The sequence below is a fragment of the Microbacterium sp. NFH-22A-Y genome, assembly GCF_021401375.1.
Taxonomy (GTDB): Bacteria; Actinomycetota; Actinomycetes; order Actinomycetales; family Microbacteriaceae; genus Microbacterium; species Microbacterium hominis.
Window position 1 is genome coordinate 455,151 of record NZ_JACBGF010000001.1, and the last position, 23,986, is coordinate 479,136.

Genomic DNA, 23,986 nt, shown 5'->3' on the forward strand with positions numbered 1-23,986 from the left:
CTCAGGCACCCCATCCCGCCTGGACGCCGCCGACGCGCTCGTCGGCGATGGTGCGGGCGTAGCCGGAGGCGAGGTAGGCGGCCATCGGATCCGCGGGCAGCCCGCGGCTCTCCCGCCAGGTCGCCAGCTGCGGCCGGACGTCGGTCTGGAAGGCGTCCATGAGGATCGCGTTGGCCGTCAGCACGTCGTTCTCCTCCTGGGCGGCGGCCAGCGCGTCACGATCGAGCAGCAGCGCCCGCGCGGTCATCTCCTGCACGTTGAGCACGGAGCGGATCTGGCCGGGGATCTTGTCCTCGATGTTGTGGCACTGATCGAGCATGAAGGCGACGTCCGGGTTGTTCAGCCCGCCGCCGCGGACGACCTCCACGAGGATCCGGAACAGCTGGAAGGGATCGGCGGCGCCGACGATGAGGTCATCGTCCGCGTAGAAGCGGCTGTTGAAGTCGAAGGAGCCCAGGCGCCCCAGTCGCAGCAGCTGCATGACGATGAACTCGATGTTCGTCCCGGGCGCGTGGTGGCCGGTGTCCAGGCACACCATCGCCTTCTCGCCGAGCGCGGCCACCTGCACGTAGGACGTCCCCCAGTCGGGGACGTCGGTGTGGTAGAACGCCGGCTCGAAGAACTTGTACTCCAGCACGAGCCGCTGCGCGTCGCCGAGCCGCGCGTAGATCAGGGAGAGCGAGTCGTGCAGGCGGTCCTGACGCGCGCGCATGTCGTTCTGGCCGGGGTAGTTGGAGCCCTCGGCGAGCCAGATCTTCAGGTCGCGCGAGCCGGTCGCATCCATGATGTCGATGCAGGCGAGATGGTGGTCGATCGCCTTGCGTCGGATGCGGTCGTCGTGGTGGGTGAGCGCGCCGAACTTGTAGTCCTCGTCCTGGAACGTGTTCGAGTTGACGGTGCCGAGCGTCACGCCGAGGTCTTCGGCGTGACGGCGCAGCGCCGCGTAGTCGTCGACCGCGTCCCACGGGATGTGCAGCGCCACGGTCGGGGCGAGCGCCGTGTGGCGGTGCACCTGGGCGGCGTCGGCGATCTTCTCGAACGGGTCGCGGGGCGTGCCGGGAGTGGGGAAGACCCGGAAGCGGGTGCCGGAGTTGCCGAACGCCCACGAGGGCAGTTCGATCCCCTGGGCCTGGAGCGTGGACAGGTTCTCGGCTGACAGCGTCGTCATACTCTCGCGCTTTCGGTGTGGAATCCGCGCCTCCGCGGATCTCTGCTGTGAATCGTTTCAAAGAGTAGTGTGGTTGAAACGATTCGTCAAGCGGCGACGACGACCTCGGAGGAGCGTGGATGAGCGCCAGCGTCAAAGACGTCGCCGCGGCGGCGGCGGTGTCGGTGGGCACGGTGTCGAACGTGCTGAACCGGCCCGAGAAAGTCGCCCCCGAGACCGTCGCGCGCGTGCACCGGGCCATCGAGAGCCTCGGGTTCGTCCGCAACGACGCCGCCCGGCAGCTGCGCGCCGGGCGCAGCCGCTCCATCGGCCTGGTCGTGCTCGACACCGCCAACCCGTTCTTCGCCGAGGTCGCGCGCGGCGCGGAGGAGCGTGCCGCGCGCGACGGACTGGCGGTGCTGCTCGGCAACAGCGACCAGAACGCGCAGCGCGAGAGCGCCTACCTCGACCTCTTCCGCGAGCAGCGCGTGCACGGCGTGCTGCTCACGCCGCGCGACCTGGACCCCGCGCCGCTGCGACGGCTGGCGCTGGCCGGCATCCCCCTCGTCTTGGTCGACGGCGACATCCCGGGCGAGCAGATCCCCTCCGTCGCGGTCGATGACGTGCAGGGCGGGTACGCGGCGGTCGAGCATCTCCTCGCCCGCGGACGGCGCCGCATCGCCTTCGTGGCGGGGCCGCTGACGATCCGTCAGGTGTCCGATCGTCTCGCCGGCGCGCGCCGCGCGCTCGAGACGGCGCCGGATGCCGCGCTCGAGGTCATCGAGACGACGGCGCTGACGGTGCTCGCCGGTCGCGCGGTGGGCGAGCAGCTGGCGCTGCGCGCGCCCGCCGACCGGCCCGACGCCGTCTTCTGCGCCAACGACCTCCTCGCCGTCGGCGTGCTCCAGGGGGCCGCCATCCTGGGCGACATCCGTGTGCCGCAGGATCTGGCCATCATCGGCTACGACGACATCGACTTCGCGCAGGCGGCCGTCGTCCCCCTCAGCTCGATCCGCCAGCCGGCGCGGGAGATCGGTGCGACCGCCGTCGACCTGCTGCGCGAGGCCGCCGCGGCTCCCGGATCGCCCGCCCGCCACGTCCGCTTCAGTCCCGAGCTCGTGGTGCGCGCGTCGACGCAGGCGTGACGCGCGCGGTCAGGGCGCCCCGCCCGTCCGCACCCTCTCGAACAGGTCGTCGTCCCCGACCTGGCCGCCCTTGAGCAGCAGTTCGACCCCGTCGAGCGGGCCGTCGGCGTGCGCGCGCAGGAGCGCGACGTTGCCCCAGGGGTTGGCGGCGATCGACAGCGCCCGGATGCCGAGGAGGCGCACGACGCGACTCGACGAGTCGCCTCCGCAGACGATCACCCGGCGCGTCTCGCCGGCCGCCACCGCGGTGCGCACGATACGCGCCGCGCGCCGGGTGAGCCCGTCCAGCGCGCCGTCGTCGTCCGGCCCGAGATCCGACGCGAGCACGACGCTGCGCCCGGCGCGCAGGGCGTCGCGGGCGGGTGCGGCTTCGCGGTCGTCCCGCGGAAGCGGCGCGACGAACCACCCGGCATCCGCGGCCGCCGCCGTCTGCCGTCGCGTCCGCGGCGACCGACTGCCCGAGACGACCAGGACCGGTCCGCTCGCGGCGGCCACGGCGGCCGGTGCCGGCCGGCGCGGTGCGGCATCGGCGATCGCCGCGCTCAGACCGCCCGAGCCGACGACGAACGCGGTCGGGGCGAGCCGGCCGATCGCCTCGCCGATGAGGCGCAGGTGGTGCGCGTCGAGCGCGTCGAGCACGACGGCGTCGGCACCGCACGCCTCGATGCGGCGGGCGAGGTCCGCGGCATCCGTGTAGCTGGTCAGGGGGATGCCGGTGAGGGCGAGCGCGGTCTGCGCGCCGAGGTGGCGCGCGATGTCGGACTCGGACATCGGGGTCGACGGATGCCGGGACATCGTCGGCTGCCGGTCGAGGCGGTACACGACGCCGTCGTCGGCCGCGAAGTGGTGGCCGAACACGGTGTAGCGGCCGAAGTCGGGCTGGGCGAACAGGAGCGGCACGGGGCGGGCCCCGGTGAGGTCGCGCCCGATCTCGAGGACGCGGCCGAGGCTGCCGACCTCGGGCGAGGAGTCCACGGTGGAGCAGGCCTTGTACTGCAGCACCGCGGGCCGCAGCGCGGCCAGCGCCGAAAGCGCCGGCCGCACCTCGGCCTCCAGCGCCGCGGGGCCGAGGGAGCGGGCGATGCCCGCGATGCCGACGACGTCCCCGTCGTCTGCCGCGTCGGCCAGCGCCGACGGGGACGGGAGCGAGGTGAACAGGCGTCCGCGCCACCCGCGGCGGGTGAACTGCAGCAGCGCGTCGACGCTGCCGGTGACGTCGTCGCCGTAGAACCCGACCGCCGGCTCACTCACGGACGGGTCCGAACGTCTCGGCCGCACGGCGCAGGGCCGGTGAGGCCGCGAGGGCCTGCGCGACGCTCTCGCCGCGTTCGGCGGACGACCACGCCTCGCGCATGGCGGTCACGCCCGCCGCCGCACCGTCCGGGTGGCCGTGGATGCCGCCGCCGGCCATCACCAGCAGATCGGCGGTGCCGGTCGCGGCGTAGGTGGCGTGCGCGAGGCCGCCCCACTGGCCGGAGGAGAGCACCGGCACGGTCGAGGTCAGGCCCGGCAGGGGCGTGCGCACGGCGGCGACGGAGGCGAGCACGTCGTCGTCGGACTCGTAGAACTTGTTGGAGATGCCGTTCGTGTGGAGGTGGTCGACGCCGCACAGCCGCGCGAGCTTCTGCCACGCCGTGAACGAGATCCCCAGCCGGTCCGAGCGGCTCAGCGCGCCGAACCCGGCCCGGTGCCCGTGGATCGGCACGCCCGAGATGCGGCGCAGGTGGGCGATGCCGGCCAGGCCGACGTGCGCGATCACGGCCATGACGCACGTCCCGCCCGCCGCGACGACGAGGTCATGATGGGCTTCGAGCCGGTCGATGTCGTCGGTGATGTTGAACGCGTACATGGGTTTGACCCCCGTGCGGTCGGCATGCCTCTCCAGCACCGGCATCACCGCCGCGACGCGCGCCGCCAGCGGGGCGTGCGGCGCGTTGCCCTGCAGCTCGTCGTCCTTGATGAAGTCGACGCCGGCGCGCGCGAGCTCGCCGACGAGCTCGGCCAGCTCCGCGGGCGAGAGTCCGATGGAGGGCTTCACGATCGTGCCGATCATGGCGCCGGTCGGCCGCGACATCAGCCGCCGCGTGCCCTCGAGGCCGAAGCGCGGACCCCCGTAGCGCTGCGCGAAGGCCGGCGGAAGATCCAGGTCGACCAGCTTCACGCCGGACAGCTCCTTGATCTCGAACAGGTTGCCGGCCACCGTGCTGAGCAGGTTCGGGATCGACGGGCCCGAGTTCTCGAGGGGGAACCGCACGCGCACGCGGGCGCGCCGGCGGTGGCCCAGGTCGCCGACGGCGCCGGGCAGGGGCGAGGAGTCCGCCGGGGGCAGCTCGGTGATCTCCACGACGCGCGCGGCGAAGCGGTCCCGCAGCGCGTCGCTCTCCCGCTCCACCCGCACGAAGGTTCCCGTCGACTGCTCGCCGGCGAGGATCTCCGCGGCCCGCTCGAGGTCGAGCCCGGTCTCGATGACGTAGGTCGCGACGACCGCGTCGGTCGCGGCGCTCACCAGATCACCGGCAGCCAGACGGACATCTCGGACGGGCCGCGATTGGCCCACGCGAAGTACGGCACCAGCCGCACCGTCGCCGTCGCGATCGGGTCGTCGTCGATCTCGTCGTACAGCGTCGCGGGCGTCGGCGGGAGGACGGCCGCCTCGGTCTCCAGGGCGACGACGCGTCGGCCCGCGATCTGCGTCGGCACGGCGCGCAGCGCGGCGCCGCGACGCAGGGCGATGCGTTCCAGGTCGATCCCCGCGGGCAGGTCCGGGCTCTCGACGCAGTACACGACGGGTCCGCGCTGGACGGCGACCTGCGCCGTGAGCTCCTCGGCCAGCCGGTGACCGCGGAGGAGGCGGGCGGGCATCGGGAGGTCCAGGACGATCTCGTCGCCGGCGTGCCACGCGCGGTCGACCCGCGCGTACGACGAGGCCGCCGCGATCTCGACGTCCGCGCCCGCGACGGTGAGCCGCGCCCCCCGCGCCCACCCGGGGATCCGCAGGTGCACCGGCACCGTGCCCTCCGCCTCGGTGACCGTGAAGACGATGCGCCCGTCCCACGGGTAGTCGGAGCTCTCACGCAGGCCCAGGACCCGCCCGTCGCCGAACGCATGACGGATCTGCGATCCGCCGTACTGGTGCACCCACAGCCCGTCGTCGGACACCGAGCCGATCCGCTCGTGGAACTGCGCGAGGGTGCGCGCGATGTTCGGCGGGCAGCAGAAGCACGACAGGTACGGCTCGCGCAGGCGTTCGTCGGACGGCGGCGGGGCGGGCACCGGATGCAGCCCCGTGTCGCCCGCGCGCCGCAGCGGGAAGGGGAGCTCGCGTACCTGTCGCAGGGGGTTCGTGTAGAAGTAGGTGGCTCCGTCCAGACCGATGCCGGACAGCAGCGCGTTGTACGCGACGGTCTCGATGACGTCGGCGTACCGGGCGTCGGCGCGCAGCGCCAGCATCCGCTCGCTCCACAGCACCATCCCGATCTGCGCGCACGTCTCGTTGTGGGCGGTCGTGTGCGGCAGCTGGTAGGGGCGTCCGTAGGCCTGGTGGACCCGGCTGATCTCCTCCTGCCAGGGGTGGGCGTCGGGAGAGGCGCCGTCGTAGAGCGCCCCGCAGCCGCCGGTCACCGCCAGCTTGGTGTCCACGACATCACGCCACAGCGTGTCCAGCACGGCGTGCAGCTCCTCGTCGCCGGTCTCGATGACCAGGTCGGCCAGACCCGCGTAGAGGTAGTTGGCCCGCACGGCGTGCCCGGCCACGACGCTCTGGCGGCGCACGGGGATGCGGTCCTGATTGTCGTCGCCGCCCTCGTCGAACTCGTCGCGCACCCGCAGGAACGACTCCGCGAGCGTGAGGTAGCGGCGCTCGCCGGTCGCGCGGTAGAGGTCGACGACGGCCATGTAGTGCGAGGGACAGATCGCGCTGCGGGCCAGCTCGCGCGGCTTGTCAGTCGCGAGGTGCTCCAGGAACCGCGCCGCCCCGCGGGCGACCTCGAGCAGGGTCGGCGATCCGGTGACGCGATGATGGCGCACACCGGCGGTGATCAGATGGCCGAGGTTGTACGTCTCGAAGTTGAAACGGTCGGCCAGGGCCGAGACGGGCTCGTCGTCGCGCGCGGCGATCGCCGTCGGCGTGTGGACGTAGCCGTCCTCCCGCTGCACCGCGGCGATCAGACGGGCGATGCGCTCCAGCTCGGCCTCGAGAGCCGGATCGGGATCCGTCTCCAGCCGGCTGATCGCCGCCTCCATCCACTTGTAGAAGTCGCCGTCCATGAAGGGGGGACCCTCGTGGCGGCCCGGACGCAGGCCCGCGGCCACCTCGAAGTTCGCGAGGGCCGGACTCGTGGCCGGGTCGGCGAGCATGGCGCCCATCGTCGGCACCGTCACCTCGCCCGTGCGCCGGGCGATGCGGCCCCAGAAGCCGTCGGCCCAGCGCGCATCGGCTGCGCCGAGGGGAGTCAGCGTGCCGCTCATGCCCGCGCCTCCGTTCCGGTCGCGTCGAGCGTCCGCGCGAGCCGCTCGACGCCGAGGGCGACGCTGGTCAGCACGGGGACCGTGGATGCGGCCGCCGCCGCGGCCGATGCCATGGAGGCCTGCGCGAGGACCACGACATCGGCGCCCGCGGCCGCCCGCTCCACGGCCTGGGCCACGAGACGGTCGTGGCGGTCGCGATCGCCGCCGGCGACGGCCGCGAAGGCGTCGTCGATCACCTCGGCATCGATGCGCGGCCGCGTTCCGGCGCGGTCGGCGCGCTCCCGCAGGAGCGCGGCCGTCGGCGCGCAGGTGGTCGGAAGGGTCGCGAGGACCGCGATGCGTCCGTCGCCCGCCGCCGTGACCGCGGCATCCGCCATGGCCTCGTCGATGCGCAGGACCGGGATGCCGACCGCTGCCGCCGTCGGCGCGGCCAGCGTCGAGATGGACGAGCAGGTGAGCATCACCGCCTCCGCCCCCGCGTCGCGCGCGGCGCGGGCGAGCTGTGCGATCCGGGCGGGCACCGACGGGGCCTCGTCGCGCGAGAGGTCGGCGACGATGCGGTCGTCCAGGTAGTTGACGATCTCCACGCCCGGCAGGAGCGTCGCCGCCTCCGCGGCGACCATCGGGATGACGACGGCGCCGGTGTGGATGAAGGCGACACGTCGCGGGGCGCTCACGCGACCACCTCCACCGCGCGGCGGACCACCCGTTCGTGCACGCCGTGGCCCACCCGTTCGGGGTCCCGACCCGGCAGGTCGACGATCGCCTCGGCGCCGACGGGCACCCGCATCCGCACGCGCAGGTCGTCGCCCTCGCTGACCCAGGAGATCTCCGCGGGTCCGTAGGGGGTGAGATGGCGGGCGCTCGCCGAGGTCAGCCCGCCTCCCGGACGCGGTGCGAACCGGATGCGCCGATAGCCCGGCGCGTCGGGGGCCAGGCCGGCGACCGTCCGGTGCAGCCAATCGGCCACCGCGCCCAGCGCGTAGTGGTTGAAGGAGGTCATCGTGCCCGCGTTGACCGATCCGTCCGGCAGCATGGCGTCCCACCGCTCCCAGATCGTGGTGGCGCCCATCTCCACCTGATACAGCCACGACGGGCAGCCGCGCTCGAGCAGCAGGTCGTACGCGGCGTCGAGGTGACCGTTCGCGCTCAACGCGTCGCACACCAGCGGCGTGCCCACGAACCCGGTCGCGATGTGGTTGCCGGCCTCGCGCACGAGGTGGGCGAGGCGGTCCGCGGCCGAGGAGCGCAGGTGCGCGGGGAGGAGGTCGAACTGCAGGGCGAGCGCGTAGGCGGTCTGCGCGTCGGAGGTCATCGTGCCGTCCGGGCGGACGTAGGCGGCCACGAAGGCCTCGACGATCTCGTCGGCCAGCCGCCCGTACGCGCCCGCCTCCTCGGCGCGCCCGAGCTCCGCCGCCATCCGCGCGACGATCCGCGCCGACAGCGCGAAGTACGCCGTCGCGACGAGGTAGCGGTCGGTGCGGGCATCCGCCGGATCCTGCGGCGGTGCGGCCGGGTCGAGCCAGTCGCCGAGCTGGAAGCCCGTGTCCCAGAGGCGGCTCGGGCCGGCGATCTCGGCCTGGAGGTCCACCCACCTGCGCGCGCTGTCGAACTGCGCGCGCAGGATCTCGGGGTCGGCGAACCGCGAGAACAGCGTCCACGGCACGACCGTCGCCGCGTCGCCCCAGGCCGCTCCGGGCCGCTGCGGCGTCCACATCGTGTCGGCCGGGATCACCGGGACGAACCACGGCACGGTCCCGTCGGGGAGCTGTTCGAGGGCCAGGTCGCGCAGCCAGCCGCCGAGCATGCCGGACACGTCGAAGAGGAAGGAGGCGGTCGGGGCGAACACCTGGAGGTCGCCGGTCCACCCGAGGCGCTCGTCGCGCTGCGGGCAGTCGGTCGGCACGTCGACGACGTTGCCGCGCATGCCCCATACGACGTTCTCGTGGAGCCGATCGAGCATCGGATCGGAGGAGGAGAACCAGCCGGTGCGCTCCAGGTCGGTGTGCAGCACGCGCGCCTGCAGCGCGCCGGCGGCGGCATCCGCGTCGAGATCGCCCGGCCAGCCGTCGACCTCCACGTAGCGGAACCCGTGGAACGTGAACCGCGGCTCCCAGGTCTCGCCCTCGGGGCGGCCCGCGAACGTGTAGGTATCCGTGGAGCGTGCGTCCCGCAGCGGCCGCGTGTAGAGCTCGCCGTCCTGCAGCACCTCCGCGGTGCGCAGGGTCACCGTGGTGCCGGCGGGTGCCGTCGCGCGCAGGCGGACGACGCCGACCATGTTCTGCCCGAAGTCGAGGATGCGCCTGCCCGACGGCGAGGTGAGCACACGGCGGGGCGGGAGCTCCTCGGTGACGCGCACGGGCGGGCCGGTCGGGGCCACGAGGGTCGCGGGGTCGCGTCGCCGCATCTGCACCCGCTCCCAGCCCGCGTCGTCGAAGCCGGGGCGTGACCAGCCGGGCTGCTCCTCGCGCGCGTCGTACACCTCGCCGTCGTAGAGCCCGGCCTGCAGGATCGGGCTCGGCGCGGCCCGCCACGACGTGTCGGTCGGGACGACCACGCGCGAGCCGTCGTCGTAGACGAGCTCGAGCTGGGCGAGGAAGGAGAGGTCGTCGCCGAAGAGGTTGCGAAACCCGCCCCGCCAGCCGAGGCGCCCGCGGTACCAGCCGTCGCCGAGCCAGGCCCCGATCGCCGCGCGCCCGCTCCGCAGCAGCCCGGTCACGTCGTAGGTCGTGTAGCGCAGCCGCTCCCGGTAGACCGTCCAGCCGGGGGCGAGCAGGTCGTCGCCGACCCGCTCGCCGTTGATCTCCGCCTGGAACAGGCCGTGCGCGCTCGCGTACAGCCGGGCGCGCACCAGGCCGGGCGCGACGTCGAACTCCCGGCGCACCAGCGACGGGCGCCGCTCGTCGCTCATCGGGTTCTCGTTCCACAGCGCCCCCACCGGCGCGGCCGCCCAGTCGGACGGGTCGAGGAGTCCGATCTCGACGGGCGCCCACGGGCCCGGCGCGCTCCAGACGCCGTCGTGGCCGCGGACGCTGATGCGCACCTCACGGCGCTCGCGCGACCGCAGGGCGGCGAACGGCCACGCGACGAGGATCTGCGCGGAGGAGGCCACCTCGGCGCGCTCCGCGGCGCGCTCGGCGGGATCGGCGGCCGCGTGCGGGTCGCGGGCCTCCACGCGGTAGGCGCTCTGGTGCCACTCGGGGGCCGCGTCGTCGATCGTCCAGGACAGGCGCGGCGCGCTCTCGCCGATGCCGAGCGCCTCCCGATGGTGTTCGAAGCGCGGTGCGGACACGGTGGCCGTCATTGGTCACATTCCCCTCGTTGGGCGGTCGAGTCGACTCGAAACGTTTCAGTCTGTCGATTGCGATGCGAATCGCAGAGCGAACCAATAGCATTGGTACGTTTCAAACCATAGCAAAAGGAGCGGTCATGATCATCGCCGTCACGGGCAGCAGCGGGACTCTGGGACGGGCCACCGTCGAGCGGCTGCGCGCCGACGGGCACGACGTCGTCGGCTTCGACCTCGCCGGCCCCGCGGGTCCCGGGTTCACGCGCGTCGACCTGTCCGACTATGGACAGACGCTCGACGCGATCCTCGGCGTCACGGCCCGCCACGACGGCCTCGACGCCCTCGTCCACCTCGCCGCGGTGCCGGTGAACGGGCTGATCCCGGATGTCGCCACCTTCGAGAACAACCTGGCGGCGTCGTCGCACGTGCTCTTCGCGGCGCACCGCGCCGGCATCCGGCGCATCGTCATCGCCTCGAGCATCACGGCCGCGGGGTTCCCCTTCGACGTCGCGCCGCCGGCGCTGCCCGTCGACGAGGGCTACACGCGCGCGTTCAACACCTACGGCCTCGGCAAGGTCGTCGAGGAGACCCTGGCCGCGCAGATCGCCGGCTGGCGCGAGGGCGTCTCGATCACGGCCCTGCGCTTCACCAACGTCGTCGCCCCGGACGGCTACGCCACCTTCGCGCGTGCCGGCGAGGACGACTACCGACGCGATCTGCTCGGCTCGTGGGTCGATGCCCGCGACGGGGCCGAGGCCGTCGCCCTCGCCCTCGGGCGCGGACGCCCCGGATTCGAGGTGTACAACGTCGCGGCACCCGAATCGGGGCTGTCGACCCCCTCGCGCGAAGTCGCGGCGCGATGGTTCCCGGGCGTGCCCGTCGCGGAGGACCTCGGCGCGTTCGAGTCGCTGCTGTCGACCCGGAAGATCCGCGCGGAGCTGGGCTTCCGCGCCCGGCACGACTGGCGCTGAAGGATGCCGGCGGGTGCCGTCCTCGCGACCCGCCGGCATCCGGCTCATCCCTTGACCGCGCCGGCCGCGAGGCCCTTCATGATGCGCTGGTTGAGGAAGAGGTAGAGGACGAGGATGCCGACGACCGTGATGCAGATCGCCGCGAACAGCGGCCCGTAGTTGATGGCCCCGTACTCGCCGGAGAAGTTGAGCAGGCCGACCTGGATCGTGTTGAGGCTCTTCTTGCCGCCGAACACCAGCGCGATCAGCAGGTCGTTCCAGATCAGGAAGAACTGCACGATCGCGACCGTGAGCACGGCGTTGCGCATCATCGGGAACCCGATCGAGAAGAAGGCGCGCACCATCGAGGCGCCGTCGATGGTCGCCGCCTCGAAGATCTCGCGGGGGATCGCCCGGAAATAGGTCGCCATCATGAACACCGTCAGCGGCAGTCCGCCCGCCGTGTAGATGAGGATCATCGGCAGGTGCGAGCCGTTGATCCCGAGCTGGAAGAAGGCGTTGAACAGCGGCAGGATGATCATCTGCCCCGGGATCATGATGCCGGCGAGGAAGAGCAGCAGGACGGCACCGCGCCCCTTGAAGACGAGGACCTCGAGCGCGAAGCCGGCCGCGGTGCCGAGCACGACGATGAGCAGCAGCGACGGCAGCGTCACGATGATCGAGTTCATCACCGTCGTCGAGAGGTTGCCCGTCTGCCAGGCGGTCGCGTAGTTGTCCCAGCGCCACGTCTCCGGGAAGGCGTACGACGGGTTGTTCAGGAAGTCGGTGTTCGACTTCAGCGAGTTGATGAACATCCAGAACAGCGGGTAGGCCGTGACGACCACGAGGAAGAGGATGGTCAGCCAGGTCGGCACGCGGCGCAGCAGCGCGAGGGCGCGCCCCGCCGGCGTCGGTCGCTGCGACCTGACGGCACGGGGGCTCGTGACGGCGATGGTGTCGAGAGTCGTGGTCATGAGGTGCTCCTCTCAGACGGTGTTGTCGCGGCGCGACGAGCGGAAGATGGCGAGGGTGACGAGAAGGCACATCACCGTCAGCAGGAGCGCGATGGTCGACCCGTAGCCGAAGTCGCTGTACTGGAACGCGGTCCGGTACATGTAGAGGGTCAGCGGCGTGGTCGAGTTGCCCGGCCCGCCGCCGGTGAGGGCGAAGACCGAGTCGAACACCTTGATGGTGCCGTTGATGCTGAAGATGAACGAGGCGAACAGGATCGGCAGCGACATCGGCAGGATGATGTGCCGGAACAGCGAGAAGGTCTTGGCGCCGTCGATGCGGGCCGACTCGACGATCTCGTCGGGGATGTCGAGGAGGCCGGAGAAGACGAGCACCCCGTAGAAGCCGACCGAGCGCCACACGTCCATCACGACGATGACCACGAAGGCCGTCGTGCCCGAGCCCAGCCAGTCGACGGACGACAGGCCGACGTTGACGAGCAGCTCGTTGACGAGACCGTCGTTGGGGGCCGACTGGAAGATCTTCTGGTACAGGATCGCGATCGCGACGGTGGGCAGCACGACGGGGAAGAACACGAGCGTGCGCACCAGGACCGACGACCGGCGCAGGACGAACTGGTACAGCAGCGCGAGGCCGTAGCCCAGGACGACCTGCAGGATCGTCACCAGCACGGCGTACTTCAGCGTGAAGACCAGTGCGTCGCCGACGTAGGGGTCGGAGAGCAGCCGGGTGAAGTTGTCGATGCCGTTCCACTCGAATCCGGTCAGCACGCTGCCGGAGAAGAACGTGAGCCCGAACGACCAGAGGACGGGGACGAGCATGATCAGGGTGTAGACGATGAGCGCGGGAAGAAGCAGCAGCGTGATCGCCTTGCGGTCGCCGAGGACGGACTTCATGGGTGGCGGCTTTCGTGCGGAGCGGAAGGGGGTCGGGCGCCGGCCGGCCGGGGATCGGGACCCCGGCCGGCCGGCGCGGGGAGGGTCACCCCTCGTCGAGCGCGTCCTGGACGAGCTTCATGAACTGCTCGGCGGAGAGCTGACCGGTCACCAGCAGGGCGGCGTTGGTCGAGGAGATGTTGCTCGCCTTCGCGTTGAACAGGGCCTCGAACCAGAGGACGCTGTCCTTGGCGCCGGCGATCTCGTCGGCGATCGTCTGCGAGATCGCGGGCAGCTCCACCTTCTTGTCCGCGATGAACCCGGTGATCTGGCCCTGCGCGAGCGCCTCGTTGCCGTAGTTCGACGTGATGCACTTCAGCCACGCCCCGACGCTGTTGTCGGCCGCGTAGGTCTTGGCGTTGAAGGTGGCCGGCAGGCCGACGTTGGAGGGGTACTCGTCGATCGAGCCGCTGCCCCCGGCGACGCCCGGGAACTTGAAGAAGCCCACGTTGTCGGCACCGATCTGGTTGCTGTCGCTGTTGATGTTGCCCAGCAGCCAGCTGCCCATGTAGATCATCGCGGCCTTGCCGGTGAGGAACTCGTTCGTCGCGGCGTCGTAGTCGAGAGAGGCCACGTTCGAGCCGAAGTAGCCGGCGGCGCCGAGGTCGGCGACGGCCTGCGCGGCCGCGACGTACTCAGGATCGGTGAGCTTGGCCTTGCCGTCGGCGACGTCCTGGAGGGCGTCGGCGCCGAGGGAGCGGAACAGGTAGCCGGAGATGAGGCGGGTCAGCGGCCAGCCCTGCTCGCCCGATGCCGCGAACGGCGTGAGCCCGGCGCTCTTCGCCTCGCCCGCGATCTTCAGCAGGTCGTCCCACGTCTCGGGCACCGCCCAGCCGTTCTTCTCGAAGAGCTCCTTGTTGTAGAAGATGCCCTCGATGTTGTACTGGTAGGGCAGGAAGCTGAAGGAGCCTCCGTAGAGCTTCTTGATCGTCGACACGGCGCCCTCGGCGACCTTGTCGCGCACGCCGAGCTCGGTGAGGGCCTTGTCGAAGTCGACGAGGTAGCCCGCCTTGGCGAGCTTGGCGCCCTCCGCGGGGTTGCCGCCGGCCGAGAACATGGGGGGCAGGCCGTCCTGCGTCGCGAGGAGCTGGACCTGTGCGTCGAGGTCCGCCTGCGGGACCGAGTTGACCTCCAGGGGAGCGGCGTCGTTCTCGGCCGTGCACGATCCGGATGCCAGCGCGTCGAGCACGGGCTGGGTGGTCGTGTTCTCCGCGTTCTTCAGGAACTCGAACGTCGTCGGGTTGTCCGTGCCGCCGCCGCTGCCGCCGCCGGAGCAGCCGGTGAGCACCAGCGCGCCGGCGCCCAGGAGCACCACGGCGCTGAGAAGCGGCTTGTTCGGGCGCCGCCGTTTCGCTGTGAACACATTTCCTCCTTGAAAGTGGTCATCTCTTCTTTTGAGACGTTTCAATAGTGGATGCTAGGGCGCTCGCCGACCCCTGTCAACAGTGATTCCCGGCCCTGCGGAGCGGCAGAGCGGCGAAATCCGTGACAGGGGTGAGCCGACTGGGGCAAGATGGGGACGTGGAGTTTGAAACGTCACAATCTCATAACGGGTCGTCGTCGACCCGTCCCGGCGTGCGCGTCGGCATCCGTGACGTCGCCGCTCTCGCCGGTGTCGCCGTCGGCACGGTCTCCAACTACCTGAACCATCCCGACCGCGTCTCCGACGACAAGGCGCAGCGCATCCGCTACGCCATCGACTCCCTCGGCTTCGTGCCCAGCATCGCGGGCCGTCAGCTGCGGCTCGGCGTCAGCCAGGTGATCGGCTACATCGCCCCCGACGTGAGCAACCCCTACTTCGCCGAGATCGCGGAGAGCGTCGAGCGTCGAGCCAGTGAACGCGGCGTGACCGTCTTCCTCGCCAACTCGCATCGCAGCCGGGAGCGGGAGGACGCGTACCTCGAGGTGTTCGAGCAGCACCGCGTGCAGGGACTGCTGGTGTCCTCTCACCTGCCGATCGAGGACCGTCTCGCCCAGGTGCGCAGACGCGGCACCCCGTCGGTCATCGTCGGCCAGCGCGCCGAGAGCTCCGAGCAGCCGTCCGTGTCGCTGGACGACGTCTCCGGCGGGCGCCAGGCGATGCAGCACCTGCTCGATGTCGGATGCCGTCGTATCGCCTTCGTGGGAGGCCCCCTCGGCATCCCCCAGGTGGCCGACCGCCTGGCCGGGGCGACCGAGGTCGTCCGCACCTTCGGCGCGGCGACCGTCGAGGTGATCGACATGCCCGACCGCACGGTGCGCGGCGGCCGCGAGGTGGCGCGCGCGCTCGTCGCGCGCCCCGAGCCGTTCCGCCCCGACGGCATCTTCGCGGTCAACGACCTCCTCGCGCTGGGCATGATGCAGGTGCTCGTGCAGGCCGGCATCGACGTGCCGCGCCAGACGGCCATCGTGGGCTACGACGACAACGAGTTCGCCGAGGTGTCCCTCATCCCGCTCACCAGCGTCCGGGGCCGTCACGAGGGCTTCGGCATCGCGGTCGTCGACGCCCTCTTCGACGCGATCGCGGGCCGGTCGGCCGCGGACCCGCATCGGATGTTCCAGCCGGACCTGGTCGTGCGGGCCAGCACCGAGGGCTTCGGGCGCGGCTGAGAGCGACGGGCCGCGCCGACGGCTCAGAACTCCGCGACGACGGGGCGTCCCTCCTGCCACGCCATCATGTTGAGCACGAGGAAGTTCCAGTTCTGGAAGCCGCTGGTCATGATCGGCTCGCCCGTGTCGGGGTGGTAGTACTCGTGCAGCGCGCCGGAGGCCGCCAGATCGCGCCCGAACAGGGCGACCGTCTCGTCCACGAGCGCCGCCGCATCCGCGTCGAAGCCGTAGCGCGCCAGCGCGCGGAAGACGAGGTAGTTGCTGATGCCCCAGACCGGCCCGAGCCAGTTCGAGGGGTTGTTCGACGCCCTCAGGTCGTACTGCTGCTCCAGCCGCGACAGCGTCCGCACCCCGTAGGCGGCGCGGAACGTGCGGCGGTCCGCGATCCGCGCGCGCACGCGCTCTGCGCGGTCGTGCGGAGCGATGCCCGCCCAGAGGGGGAGGAAGCTCGACCAGTTGTCGATGCGCAGCAGCAGCGAGTTCCAGCGGCGCGGCGCGCCGCGGTGCAGCCAGTCCTCGGGGTCGACGGGGCGGAGGTGGAGGTCGGCGCTGTAGTACATGCCGTCGCGCTCGTCCCAGAGCAGCGCGTTGACGGCATCGGCGAGGTCGGCGGCGCGTCCGCGCCAGTGCAGGGATGCCGCGGCATCCCCGAGGTCCTCGCACAGGGCGCCGAACGCGAGCATCTCGCGGTAGAGCAGGCTGTTGAGGTAGACCGAGGCCGTGCTGCGGTCGGGGCGGTAGTACACGGACGGATCGTTGTCGACGCCGATCGCGAAGTCGGTCTGCCAGTAGGCGAGCCCGGTCGCCGGGTCCATGTGCGAGTGCACGTACCGCTCGAGGAAGCGTCCGATCCGTTCCCGCTCGGGTCTCAGCCACTCGGCCGACCCGCGCCGACGGGCCAGCAGCAGCGCCTGCTGGGCGACGATCGGCTTGTGCATGTTCTCGGTGAAGCCCGCCGCCCGTCCCGGATCGCGGTGCAGGAGCGGTCCGCCCGGCTTGATCAGGATCGGCATGACGCCGTCCTCGTCCATGTGGTCGAGGAAGTTGCGGATCGTCCCCTCCTCGTAGACGCCGAACAGGCCGGGCCGTCCGGTCTCCACCTCGACCTGGCCCATGACGACGCTGATGAACCACGAGTCCCAGTCCCAGAGCGTGTCGGAGTAGAAGGGGGACTCGGGGGCGCTGGGCACCGTGTACGGATGGGTGAGCACGCCGGAGGGCTCCCGGGTCATCCGGATCGTGGCGGCGTGGATGTACTCCGTGAGCAGGCTGCGGTGCGGTGCGGTCATGGGGGCTCCTCGATGAGCGGGTCGGTCGGGGCGGATCAGTCGTGAGCGGACGGTGCCGTGAGCGGAAGGATCGCGAAGGCTCCGGCGGGAACGGTGCGGGTGCCTCCGGGCTCGACGCGGACGACGCGCGGCACCCGGTCGAGGTTGGCCACGAGGACGCTCCCCCCGTCGTCGCCGCGCCCCCCGACGGCCCAGACGAGGCCGTCCGGGCTGTCGCCGTGCAGCAGGGTACAGGCTCGCCCGTCGGGCCCGGCGACGTCGGCGAGGGCGCGCAGCGCCGCGGCGACCGGCCGGTCCCGGCCCGCGGCGGTGCGGATGCCGCGGGGTCCCCACTCCTCGAAGAAGGTCAGCGCGGCCACCCCCGGCACGGCGAACGCCGCCGCGCTCGCGATCGTCCATGCGGCCAGCTCGTCGCTGTCGTGGCGCGGATCGTCGGCGTCGAGCAGCTGGGCGCCGTACCCCTCGGCCAGATCGGTGCGCCCGGGGCGGGGCGGGGGCGTGGTCGCGACGTCGTTGAAGCGCGGCCGGAGCGTGACCGGTCCGATGTGCACGGGGAGCCCCGACGCGATGTCCACGGCCTCCTGCGCCACCCGTCGCTGCATGGCGAGCGCCTCGACGAGCTGGTCGGTGCCGCGGCTGTGGAACAGCGGCGTGCTGCTGAGCACGATGCCGTCGAGCCCGTCCGGGAGGCGGTGGTGCTCGCGGTTGAGCTCGGTGAAGTGCGCGCGGGTTCCGCCGACGACCGGCACGTCGACGTCGGCGGCGCGCAGCGCCGCGCGCAGCGCCCGGATCGTCGGGCCGTCGGACACGTGGCGGGCCGGCCCGGTCGCAGGGAAGGCCGTCACGCGTGCCGTCCGCCGTCCGCGGAGGGCACGCGCCGCCGCCCGGAGCGCGTCGGGGTCGTCGTCCGCGAGCACCAGGCGCACCTCGACCGGCAGTCCCGCCGCGCCCGCCCGGTCCAGGGCCGCGCGCCAGTTGGGATCGGCGAGATCGATGTCGGCGACGACGTGCGAGCCGAGCGGCGAGCCGAGCGGCGGCGCCGGATCCGGCGCCGTCGCGGCGCCGAGGCCGAGGCGCGGGAACGCGCCGCCCGGTCGAAGCTCGATCACCGCGGCCGGGGCGGGCCCCGTCGTCTCGATCACCGGGGCCGAGGCGGAGGTCGTCGCCTCGATCGTCACCGTCTGCGTCACCCGTTCGCCCGCCGCGACGCGGTACGGGAACGGGAGGTCGAGGGGGCGGCTGTACGTCTTGAACGAGGCGTCCGTCCAGTTGCGCTGATCCTCCATCTCGAACACGTCGCCGTCGAAGGTCAGCGCGACGCCGACGCCGCCCGCCGTCCACGCGAGGGCCGCGATGTCGCGCACGGGCTGGTGCGCGCTGATGCGCGCGGGGAAGCGCGTCTCCTCCGGCTCCGCCGCGGAGTGGACCACCCGCAGGGGCGTGCCGGCCAGCGTCGGCGGATGCAGGACCACGAGCCCCGTCCGATTGGTGTCGAACGGCTGCCGGGAGGTCAGGTCGCAGACGATCTCCAGACGATCGCCGTGTGTGTGCACCTGCACGGTGCCCGCGAACGACGACCCCAGCCCGCTCGAGTGCAGGGCGATGACGATCGCGTCGTCGCGGGCGTCGACATCGTCGATCACGAGGGGTGCGGTGCGCCAGTCGTGGTCGCGGACGACCGCGCGCGCGGAGCGGAGCACCACGACGCCGTCGTAGGCGATGTCGGCGAGCTCGTCGCCCCGCAGCTCGAGCGACCACCGCGCGCTGCGCCAGGGTCGCCGAGCCTCGTCATCCCACGTGCCGCTCACAGCGACGTCATGCCTCCGTCGACCTGGAAGACCGCGCCGGTCGCGAAGGCGCCGTCGTCGCTCGCGAGGTAGACCATGATGCCGGCGACGTCGTCGGGGGTGCCGGCGCGCCCGATCGGGATACGGCCGACGATGGCCGCGCGCGCTTGCGGGTCGTCCGTGATGGCCGCGACCAGAGGGGTCTCGGTGTAGGCGGGCTGCACCGTGTTGACGCGGATCCCCCGATCGGCGTAGGCGGCGGCGACGGTGCGTCCCAGCCCGTGGATCGCGGCTTTCGACGCGCTGTACGCCGTGAAGTCCCGGCCCTCGCCGTTGACCGCGGTCGGGCTGCCGGTGAGGATGATCGCCCCGCCGCCGCGGGGGAGCATGCTGCGCACGGCGTGCTTGACGGTGAGGAAGGTTCCCGTGAGATTGACGTCGAGGGTGCGCCGCCAGACGTCCAGCTCGAGGTCGGCGGCGGGGGCGTCCTGCCCGAACAGCTGGACGCCCGCGTTCGCGACCACGACGTCCGGCGCCCACCCTGCGGCCTCCAGCTCGGCGAACCCGGCGGCGACGGCCGCCTCGTCGGAGATGTCCATGCCCTGGGCGCGCGCGTGCACGCCCAGGGCGGAGGCCGCGGTGGTCGCGGCATCCACGTCTCGGTCGGCGAGCACGACCCGCGCGCCCTCGCGGACGAAACGGGAGGCGACGGCGAGGCCGATGCCTTTGGCCGCCCCCGTGACGAGGGCGGTCTTGCCGGTGAGCTGTCCCATGCGATCCTCAGCGTTCGATGCGGTCGAGGTGGAGCATCCGCGCGAGGTTCTTGTCGAGCTCGTCGTCGCGGAAGATCTTCTTCCAGTCGTCCTTGATGATGCTCTCGCGACCGTAGTCCATCGCGATGAGGCAGGCGTCGCTGAAGGGGTTGTCCCCCCGCAGTCCATTGGCCAGCGCCACCTGCGTGTGCCCGTACAGGATGCTGCGCGCCGCCGCCTCGGGAACGCCCATCGTGTGGATCGCCTCGTGCAGCGCCTCGTTGAGGAGGGATCCGATCATGCACGCGACCGTCTCGACGAGGGTGGGCTCCAGCTGGGCGAGCTGCTTGACGCTCACCCAGTGCACGTCGATGACGGGGGCGTAGATGGCGCGCACCGTCTCCTCGACGATCGCCTTCTTGCGCGGGTCGTCGCTCTCGATCGCGGCGATCGCGTCCTGCGGTGCCGCGACGCCACCGAAGGTGTCGGCCCATTCCTCCTTCGACGTGCGCTCGAGGAACACCGACGGGTGGCACGGATGGGCGACGGCCTGCACGATGTCGTCGCGGGTGGTCAGCAGGCCCGCGTAGGCGGCTGCCGGGTCGAGCGTCAGCACGATCGTCCCCGGCCGCAGCTGCGGAACCAGCTGCGCCGTCACGGGCCCGAGCGCGAGGTCTGGCACGGCCAGCACGACGATGTCGGCGTCGGCGACGGCGTCGGCGGCCTCGGACAGCGCGCGACCCGCGGCGCTCACGCGCTCGCGACCGGCGGGCGACGTCTCGACGTAGTGGACGGTGTGATCGGTGCGCACGAGGTTGTCGGACACGCGCGTGCCCATCTTCCCTCCGGCTCCGAAGACGGCGATGGTGTGGCTCATGGGGTTCTCCTCAGGTAGTCCAGGGCGGTGCGGGTCCATTCCCGCTCGGTGCGGACGGTGGTCTCGGCGTCGCTCTGCCAGGGCAGCCAGTGCTCGACGATCTCGTTGATCCCGCGCGCGGCGGGACGCACGGCGGCCCGCAGGTGCGCGTAGTCGTGCAGTCCGGTCCCCAGGGGGGTGCCGGTGAAGGTGAAGCCCACCCAACCGTCCTGCCGCGCGAAGGCGAAGTCCTTGACGTGCACGTTGACCGTGGCGGACGCCGCGAGCTCGACCGTCGTCCGCGGTGTCTCCAGCCGGGCCACGACGTTGGCCGGGTCGAGGCACACGCCCAGCGCCGGGCTGCCGACGGCGGCGATGAGAGCGAGCAGGTCCGACGTCGCGATCTGCTCGTACGTCTCCAGAGCCAGCGTCACTCCGGCTCGCTCGAAGTCCCGCACGGACGATCCGAGCCACGTCTGCGCCTCCGCCGTCGTGGGCGCCGAGCCGGGGCCGTTGAGCATGGACCGCACCAGGCGGGCGTCGAAGACCTCGGCCACCCGCAGGTAGCGGCTCAGGTGCTCCGGGGCGATGCCCTTCGTGCCCAGCTCGATGGTTAGGCCCAGGTCGCGGGCGGCGGCCGCCGCCGCGCGCAGCTCCCGCTCGTTCATCGCGTCCAGCGGCGCGTAGTCGCAGATCTGGAACAGGTCGACCCCCAGCGCGCGGGTCGCCTCGAAGGCGCCGACCAGCGACAGGGGGTGGGCGACGCGCGCGGAGTGCTGCCAGAAGAAGGCGTACGTGCCCAGCCCGATCATGGCGCGAGCCCCGGCATCCGCGCGGCCTCGTCGACGACCGCGCGGAAGGCGGCGGGGTCGTGCGCGAACCGACCCAGGAACAGGCCGTCCACGGCGTCGCCGAGGCGGGCGAGCAGGCCGGGGCCGGCCGATCCGCCGTAGACGACGGCGGAGCCGGCGCGTGCGGCGTCCGCGTCGAGCGCGACCCGCAGGGCCCGTGTCACCGCGGCGACGTGCGCGACGGGCGCCGGTGCGTCGGCCCCGATCGCCCACACCGGCTCGTAGGCGACGACCAGCCGTCCGGCGGGGGCGCTGTCGGTCGCGGCGCGCAGTTGCGCGAGGGTGGCGGCCGCGGCCGCCGCGGCATCCTCGCGCGCGCTCTCCCCGAGGCAGAGCACGGGCACGACGCCCGCGGCGAGGGCGGCGGCGACCTTCTCGGCCACGTCGGCGTCGGTCTCGCGGTACAGGCGCCGCCGCTCGGCATGGCCGATCTCGGCCAGCGTCACACCGGAGCGGGTGAGCTCGGCCGCGGAGACCTCACCGGTGAACGCGCCGTCGCCGTGGGCGGAGACGTCCTGCGCGGCGACCGCGATCGGTGTGTCCCGGAAGGCACGGACGGCGTCGTCGATCTGCAGGTAGGTCGGCGCGACGAACACCTCGACGGCGCCGGCGCGGACCGCCGGGTGGGCGCCGACCTCGGCGGCGACGACGTCGAACCAGCGGCGGGCGCGGTCGCGGTCGAAGTAGGCCTTGAGGCTGACGCCGACCGTGACGGGGCTCACCCGCACGATCCCGTGCTCTCGTAGGTGGCGATGACGGCGACCTTCTCGGCCGACGCCGACGAGGCATCGAAGCGGTAGGTGAGCCATTCGCGGACGAGGCGGCGCGCGAGCTCGATGCCGACCACGCGCTGGCCCATCGTGAGCACCTGCGCGTCGTTGGAGAGCACGCCGCGCTCGACGGAGAACGAGTCGTGGGCCGTCACGGCGCGGATGCCGGGGACCTTGTTGGCCGCGATCGCGACACCCAGTCCGGTGCCGCAGATGAGGAGCGCGCGGTCGGCCTCGCCGCGGGCGACGCGCTCGGCGGCCTCGATCGCTACCGTCGGGTAGGGCGTGTGGCCGTCGGCGTCGACGCCGACGTCGACGAGGTCGGCGACGAGAGGGTGGGCCTGGAGGTCGCGCTTGAGGACCTCCTTGTACTCGAAGCCGGCGTCGTCGCTGCCGATGACGAGGCGCAGGGGTGCGGTCATGACGGGGTCCTCTCGGAGGGGCGTGCGGCGAGCACGGGGCCCACGGCGGTCGCGATGAGGGCGAGCGAGTGCGCGCCCGGGTCGGGGGTGCCGACGCTGTTGCGGCCGTGGGTGCGGGCGCGGCCACGACGGGGTACGAGGTCGGCGGTGGCGTCCGCGGCGGCGCGGGCGGCGGCGGCCGCGAGGGGCCAGGCGTCGGCGAGGCCGGCGCCGTCGCCCACGGCGCGCGAGAGCTCGGCACTGAAGGGCAAGAGGGCGTCGACGAGCGTCTTGTCGCCGGGCTCGGCGCCGCCGTACCGCTGCACGGCGCGCACGGCGTCGGCGACGCCGGCCGCGATCGCCGCGGCATCCGGCGCGCCGGTGTCGCCCAGGTGCTCCGCGATGCGACCGAGGATGACGCCCCAGAGCGCTCCGGACGTGCCGCCGGCGCGGTCGGACCAGGCGTCGGCGGCGCGCAGGAGCGTCCCGCGTGCGCCTGCGCCGGCGGCGGCGGCCTCCGCGGCGGCGTGCCGTGCGGCACGGGCGCCGCGCTGCATGCCGATGCCGTGGTCGCCGTCGCCGGCGACGGCATCCATCCGGCCGAGCTCCGCGACGTTCGCGTCGATGGTGGCGGAGAGGGTGCCGAGCACATCGACCACCGTGGCGGCGCAGCGGCGCGAGGCCTCGTCGCCGGGAGGCGCCGCGGGCGCGGCGCTCGGCGCGGCAGGGATGACCGCGGCGGGGGCGGGCGCCGCGGGGCCGGGCGCGGCCGTCGCGCCGCGGCGGTACGCGGGGGTGTCGACCGGGCTGTCCCAGAGAGCGGCCAGCTCGTCGTCGAGCCAGAGGAGCGTGAGCGACGTGCCGGCCATGTCGAAGCTCGTGCAGTAGTCGCCGACGTGCGGGTCGATGACCTCCACCCCGGCGGCGGCGAGCAGATGGGCGACGCGGCGGTAGACGACGAACATCTCCTCGTGCGCCAGCGAGCCGAGCCCGTTGAGGATCGGCACCACCCGGGCGCCGCTCGCCTCGACGCCGTCCGGGATCTCGCCGAGAAGCGCGTCCACGAGCAGAGCGGCGAGTCCGTCCGCGGTCGGGACGTCGGTCTCGGCGACGCCCGGTTCGCCGTGGATGCCGAGACCCACCGCCATCCGGCCGGGCGGCACCGAGAACAGGGGCGCGTCGGCGCCGGGCAGGCTGCACCCGGAGAAGGCGACGCCGAAGGAACGGGTGCGCTCGTTGGCGAGCGCCGCGACGCGGGCCACGCCGTCCAGGTCGTAGCCCGCCTCGGCGGCGGCACCGGCGATGCGGAACACGGCGAGGTCGCCGGCGATCCCGCGGCGGCGGTGCCGCTCCGCGGGGGCCGCGCTCATGATGTCGTCGGTGACCGCGACGGTCGCGCACGCGATGCCCTCGCCGCGCAGTCGCTCCTGCGCGGCGTCGAAGTTGAGCACGTCTCCGGCGTAGTTCCCGTACGCGAAGAAGACGCCGCCGCCGGCGTGGGCCGCCGACGCGACGGCGTGCACCTGCTGCGCGGAGGGGGAGGCGAACAGGTTCCCCATCGCGGCGCCGTGCGCGAGGCCCGGGCCGACGAGACCGCCGAAGGCGGGGTAGTGGCCCGATCCGCCGCCGACGACGACCGCGACCCGGCCGGGCGTGGTGCCGGCGGCGCGGACGACGCCTCCCGTGACGCGGCGCACGTAGCGGGCGTGCGCCGCCACGAAGCCGTCGATCATCTCGTCGGCGAAGTCGGCCGGATCGTTCCACAGCCGCGTCATCGCGCGCTCCG

The 23,986-nt window shown here is 72.7% G+C and carries 20 protein-coding genes; 3 read left to right on the forward strand and 17 right to left on the reverse strand.

Annotated elements, in window-relative coordinates; translation table 11 throughout:
* Nucleotide 1: 1 nt before the first annotated feature.
* Entirely contained in the window at nucleotides 2-1,168 is a 1,167-nt protein-coding gene (rhaI, locus tag L0965_RS02090; RefSeq protein ID WP_101305480.1) for an L-rhamnose isomerase, read from the reverse strand.
* Nucleotides 1,169-1,287: 119 nt separating this feature from the next.
* On the opposite strand from rhaI, the gene L0965_RS02095 reads away from it, so the two are divergent.
* A complete protein-coding gene (locus tag L0965_RS02095; RefSeq protein ID WP_101305481.1) occupies nucleotides 1,288-2,292 on the forward strand; it encodes a LacI family DNA-binding transcriptional regulator in 1,005 nt (334 codons plus the stop codon).
* Nucleotides 2,293-2,301: 9 nt separating this feature from the next.
* On the opposite strand, the gene L0965_RS16705 is transcribed toward L0965_RS02095, so the two are convergent.
* The 5 genes from L0965_RS16705 to L0965_RS02120 are packed head-to-tail and all read right to left on the reverse strand — an operon-like array spanning nucleotide 2,302 to nucleotide 10,063.
* On the reverse strand, nucleotides 2,302-3,543 hold the full coding sequence (locus tag L0965_RS16705; protein ID WP_101305482.1) for a four-carbon acid sugar kinase family protein: 1,242 nt from the start codon (nucleotides 3,541-3,543) through the stop codon (nucleotides 2,302-2,304).
* Nucleotides 3,536-4,798 carry a RuBisCO large subunit C-terminal-like domain-containing protein gene (locus L0965_RS02105; RefSeq protein WP_061782481.1) on the reverse strand — a complete coding sequence of 421 codons (1,263 nt, stop codon included), beginning with the start codon at nucleotides 4,796-4,798 and terminating at the stop codon, nucleotides 3,536-3,538. Before L0965_RS02105 ends, L0965_RS16705 begins: the two co-directional genes overlap by 8 nt.
* Nucleotides 4,795-6,759 (reverse strand): glycoside hydrolase family 127 protein, encoded by a 1,965-nt coding sequence (locus tag L0965_RS02110; protein WP_101305483.1) that lies wholly within the window; start codon nucleotides 6,757-6,759, stop codon nucleotides 4,795-4,797. The genes L0965_RS02105 and L0965_RS02110 overlap by 4 nt, the downstream gene beginning before the upstream one ends.
* The gene (locus tag L0965_RS02115; RefSeq protein ID WP_061782483.1) at nucleotides 6,756-7,436 is read right to left on the reverse strand and encodes an aspartate/glutamate racemase family protein; all 681 of its coding nucleotides are present in this window, start codon (nucleotides 7,434-7,436) and stop codon (nucleotides 6,756-6,758) included. Before L0965_RS02115 ends, L0965_RS02110 begins: the two co-directional genes overlap by 4 nt.
* The gene (locus L0965_RS02120; protein WP_101305484.1) at nucleotides 7,433-10,063 is read right to left on the reverse strand and encodes a glycoside hydrolase family 78 protein; all 2,631 of its coding nucleotides are present in this window, start codon (nucleotides 10,061-10,063) and stop codon (nucleotides 7,433-7,435) included. The genes L0965_RS02115 and L0965_RS02120 overlap by 4 nt, the downstream gene beginning before the upstream one ends.
* Nucleotides 10,064-10,188: 125 nt before the next feature.
* On the opposite strand from L0965_RS02120, the gene L0965_RS02125 reads away from it, so the two are divergent.
* Nucleotides 10,189-11,019: an NAD(P)-dependent oxidoreductase gene (locus L0965_RS02125; RefSeq protein ID WP_101305485.1), complete on the forward strand. Its 831-nt coding sequence runs from the start codon at nucleotides 10,189-10,191 to the stop codon at nucleotides 11,017-11,019.
* 44 nt (nucleotides 11,020-11,063) lie between these two features.
* Here L0965_RS02125 and L0965_RS02130 read toward each other — a convergent pair whose 3' ends face one another.
* The 3 genes from L0965_RS02130 to L0965_RS02140 form a co-directional block, all read right to left on the reverse strand.
* Nucleotides 11,064-11,972: a carbohydrate ABC transporter permease gene (locus L0965_RS02130; protein ID WP_061782486.1), complete on the reverse strand. Its 909-nt coding sequence runs from the start codon at nucleotides 11,970-11,972 to the stop codon at nucleotides 11,064-11,066.
* A gap of 12 nt (nucleotides 11,973-11,984) precedes the next feature.
* Complete coding sequence (locus L0965_RS02135) at nucleotides 11,985-12,866, reverse strand: carbohydrate ABC transporter permease (protein WP_060958298.1); 882 nt, start codon at nucleotides 12,864-12,866, stop codon at nucleotides 11,985-11,987.
* Between the two features lie 85 nt (nucleotides 12,867-12,951).
* A complete protein-coding gene (locus L0965_RS02140) occupies nucleotides 12,952-14,268 on the reverse strand; it encodes an ABC transporter substrate-binding protein (protein ID WP_101305486.1) in 1,317 nt (438 codons plus the stop codon).
* Between the two features lie 212 nt (nucleotides 14,269-14,480).
* On the opposite strand from L0965_RS02140, the gene L0965_RS02145 reads away from it, so the two are divergent.
* Nucleotides 14,481-15,494, forward strand: a complete 1,014-nt coding sequence (locus L0965_RS02145) for a LacI family DNA-binding transcriptional regulator (protein ID WP_157831550.1) — start codon at nucleotides 14,481-14,483, stop codon at nucleotides 15,492-15,494.
* Between the two features lie 23 nt (nucleotides 15,495-15,517).
* Here the strand turns inward: L0965_RS02145 and L0965_RS02150 are convergent, their stop codons facing one another.
* From L0965_RS02150 to L0965_RS02185, 8 genes are read right to left on the reverse strand one after another with little or no spacing between them, the layout of a single operon-like run.
* On the reverse strand, nucleotides 15,518-16,783 hold the full coding sequence (locus L0965_RS02150) for a trehalase family glycosidase (protein WP_101305488.1): 1,266 nt from the start codon (nucleotides 16,781-16,783) through the stop codon (nucleotides 15,518-15,520).
* Nucleotides 16,784-16,818: 35 nt separating this feature from the next.
* On the reverse strand, nucleotides 16,819-18,591 hold the full coding sequence (locus L0965_RS02155) for a hypothetical protein (protein WP_101305489.1): 1,773 nt from the start codon (nucleotides 18,589-18,591) through the stop codon (nucleotides 16,819-16,821).
* Nucleotides 18,588-19,343 (reverse strand): SDR family NAD(P)-dependent oxidoreductase, encoded by a 756-nt coding sequence (locus L0965_RS02160; protein ID WP_101305490.1) that lies wholly within the window; start codon nucleotides 19,341-19,343, stop codon nucleotides 18,588-18,590. The genes L0965_RS02155 and L0965_RS02160 overlap by 4 nt, the downstream gene beginning before the upstream one ends.
* Nucleotides 19,344-19,350: 7 nt before the next feature.
* Nucleotides 19,351-20,199, reverse strand: a complete 849-nt coding sequence (locus tag L0965_RS02165; RefSeq protein ID WP_101305491.1) for a phosphogluconate dehydrogenase C-terminal domain-containing protein — start codon at nucleotides 20,197-20,199, stop codon at nucleotides 19,351-19,353.
* Complete coding sequence (locus L0965_RS02170; RefSeq protein WP_101305492.1) at nucleotides 20,196-20,990, reverse strand: sugar phosphate isomerase/epimerase; 795 nt, start codon at nucleotides 20,988-20,990, stop codon at nucleotides 20,196-20,198. Before L0965_RS02170 ends, L0965_RS02165 begins: the two co-directional genes overlap by 4 nt.
* Nucleotides 20,987-21,751 (reverse strand): triose-phosphate isomerase family protein, encoded by a 765-nt coding sequence (locus L0965_RS02175; RefSeq protein ID WP_232783986.1) that lies wholly within the window; start codon nucleotides 21,749-21,751, stop codon nucleotides 20,987-20,989. Before L0965_RS02175 ends, L0965_RS02170 begins: the two co-directional genes overlap by 4 nt.
* Nucleotides 21,748-22,221: a ribose-5-phosphate isomerase gene (locus L0965_RS02180; protein ID WP_101305494.1), complete on the reverse strand. Its 474-nt coding sequence runs from the start codon at nucleotides 22,219-22,221 to the stop codon at nucleotides 21,748-21,750. Before L0965_RS02180 ends, L0965_RS02175 begins: the two co-directional genes overlap by 4 nt.
* The gene (locus tag L0965_RS02185) at nucleotides 22,218-23,975 is read right to left on the reverse strand and encodes a dihydroxyacetone kinase family protein (protein WP_101305495.1); all 1,758 of its coding nucleotides are present in this window, start codon (nucleotides 23,973-23,975) and stop codon (nucleotides 22,218-22,220) included. Before L0965_RS02185 ends, L0965_RS02180 begins: the two co-directional genes overlap by 4 nt.
* Nucleotides 23,976-23,986: the final 11 nt, after the last annotated feature.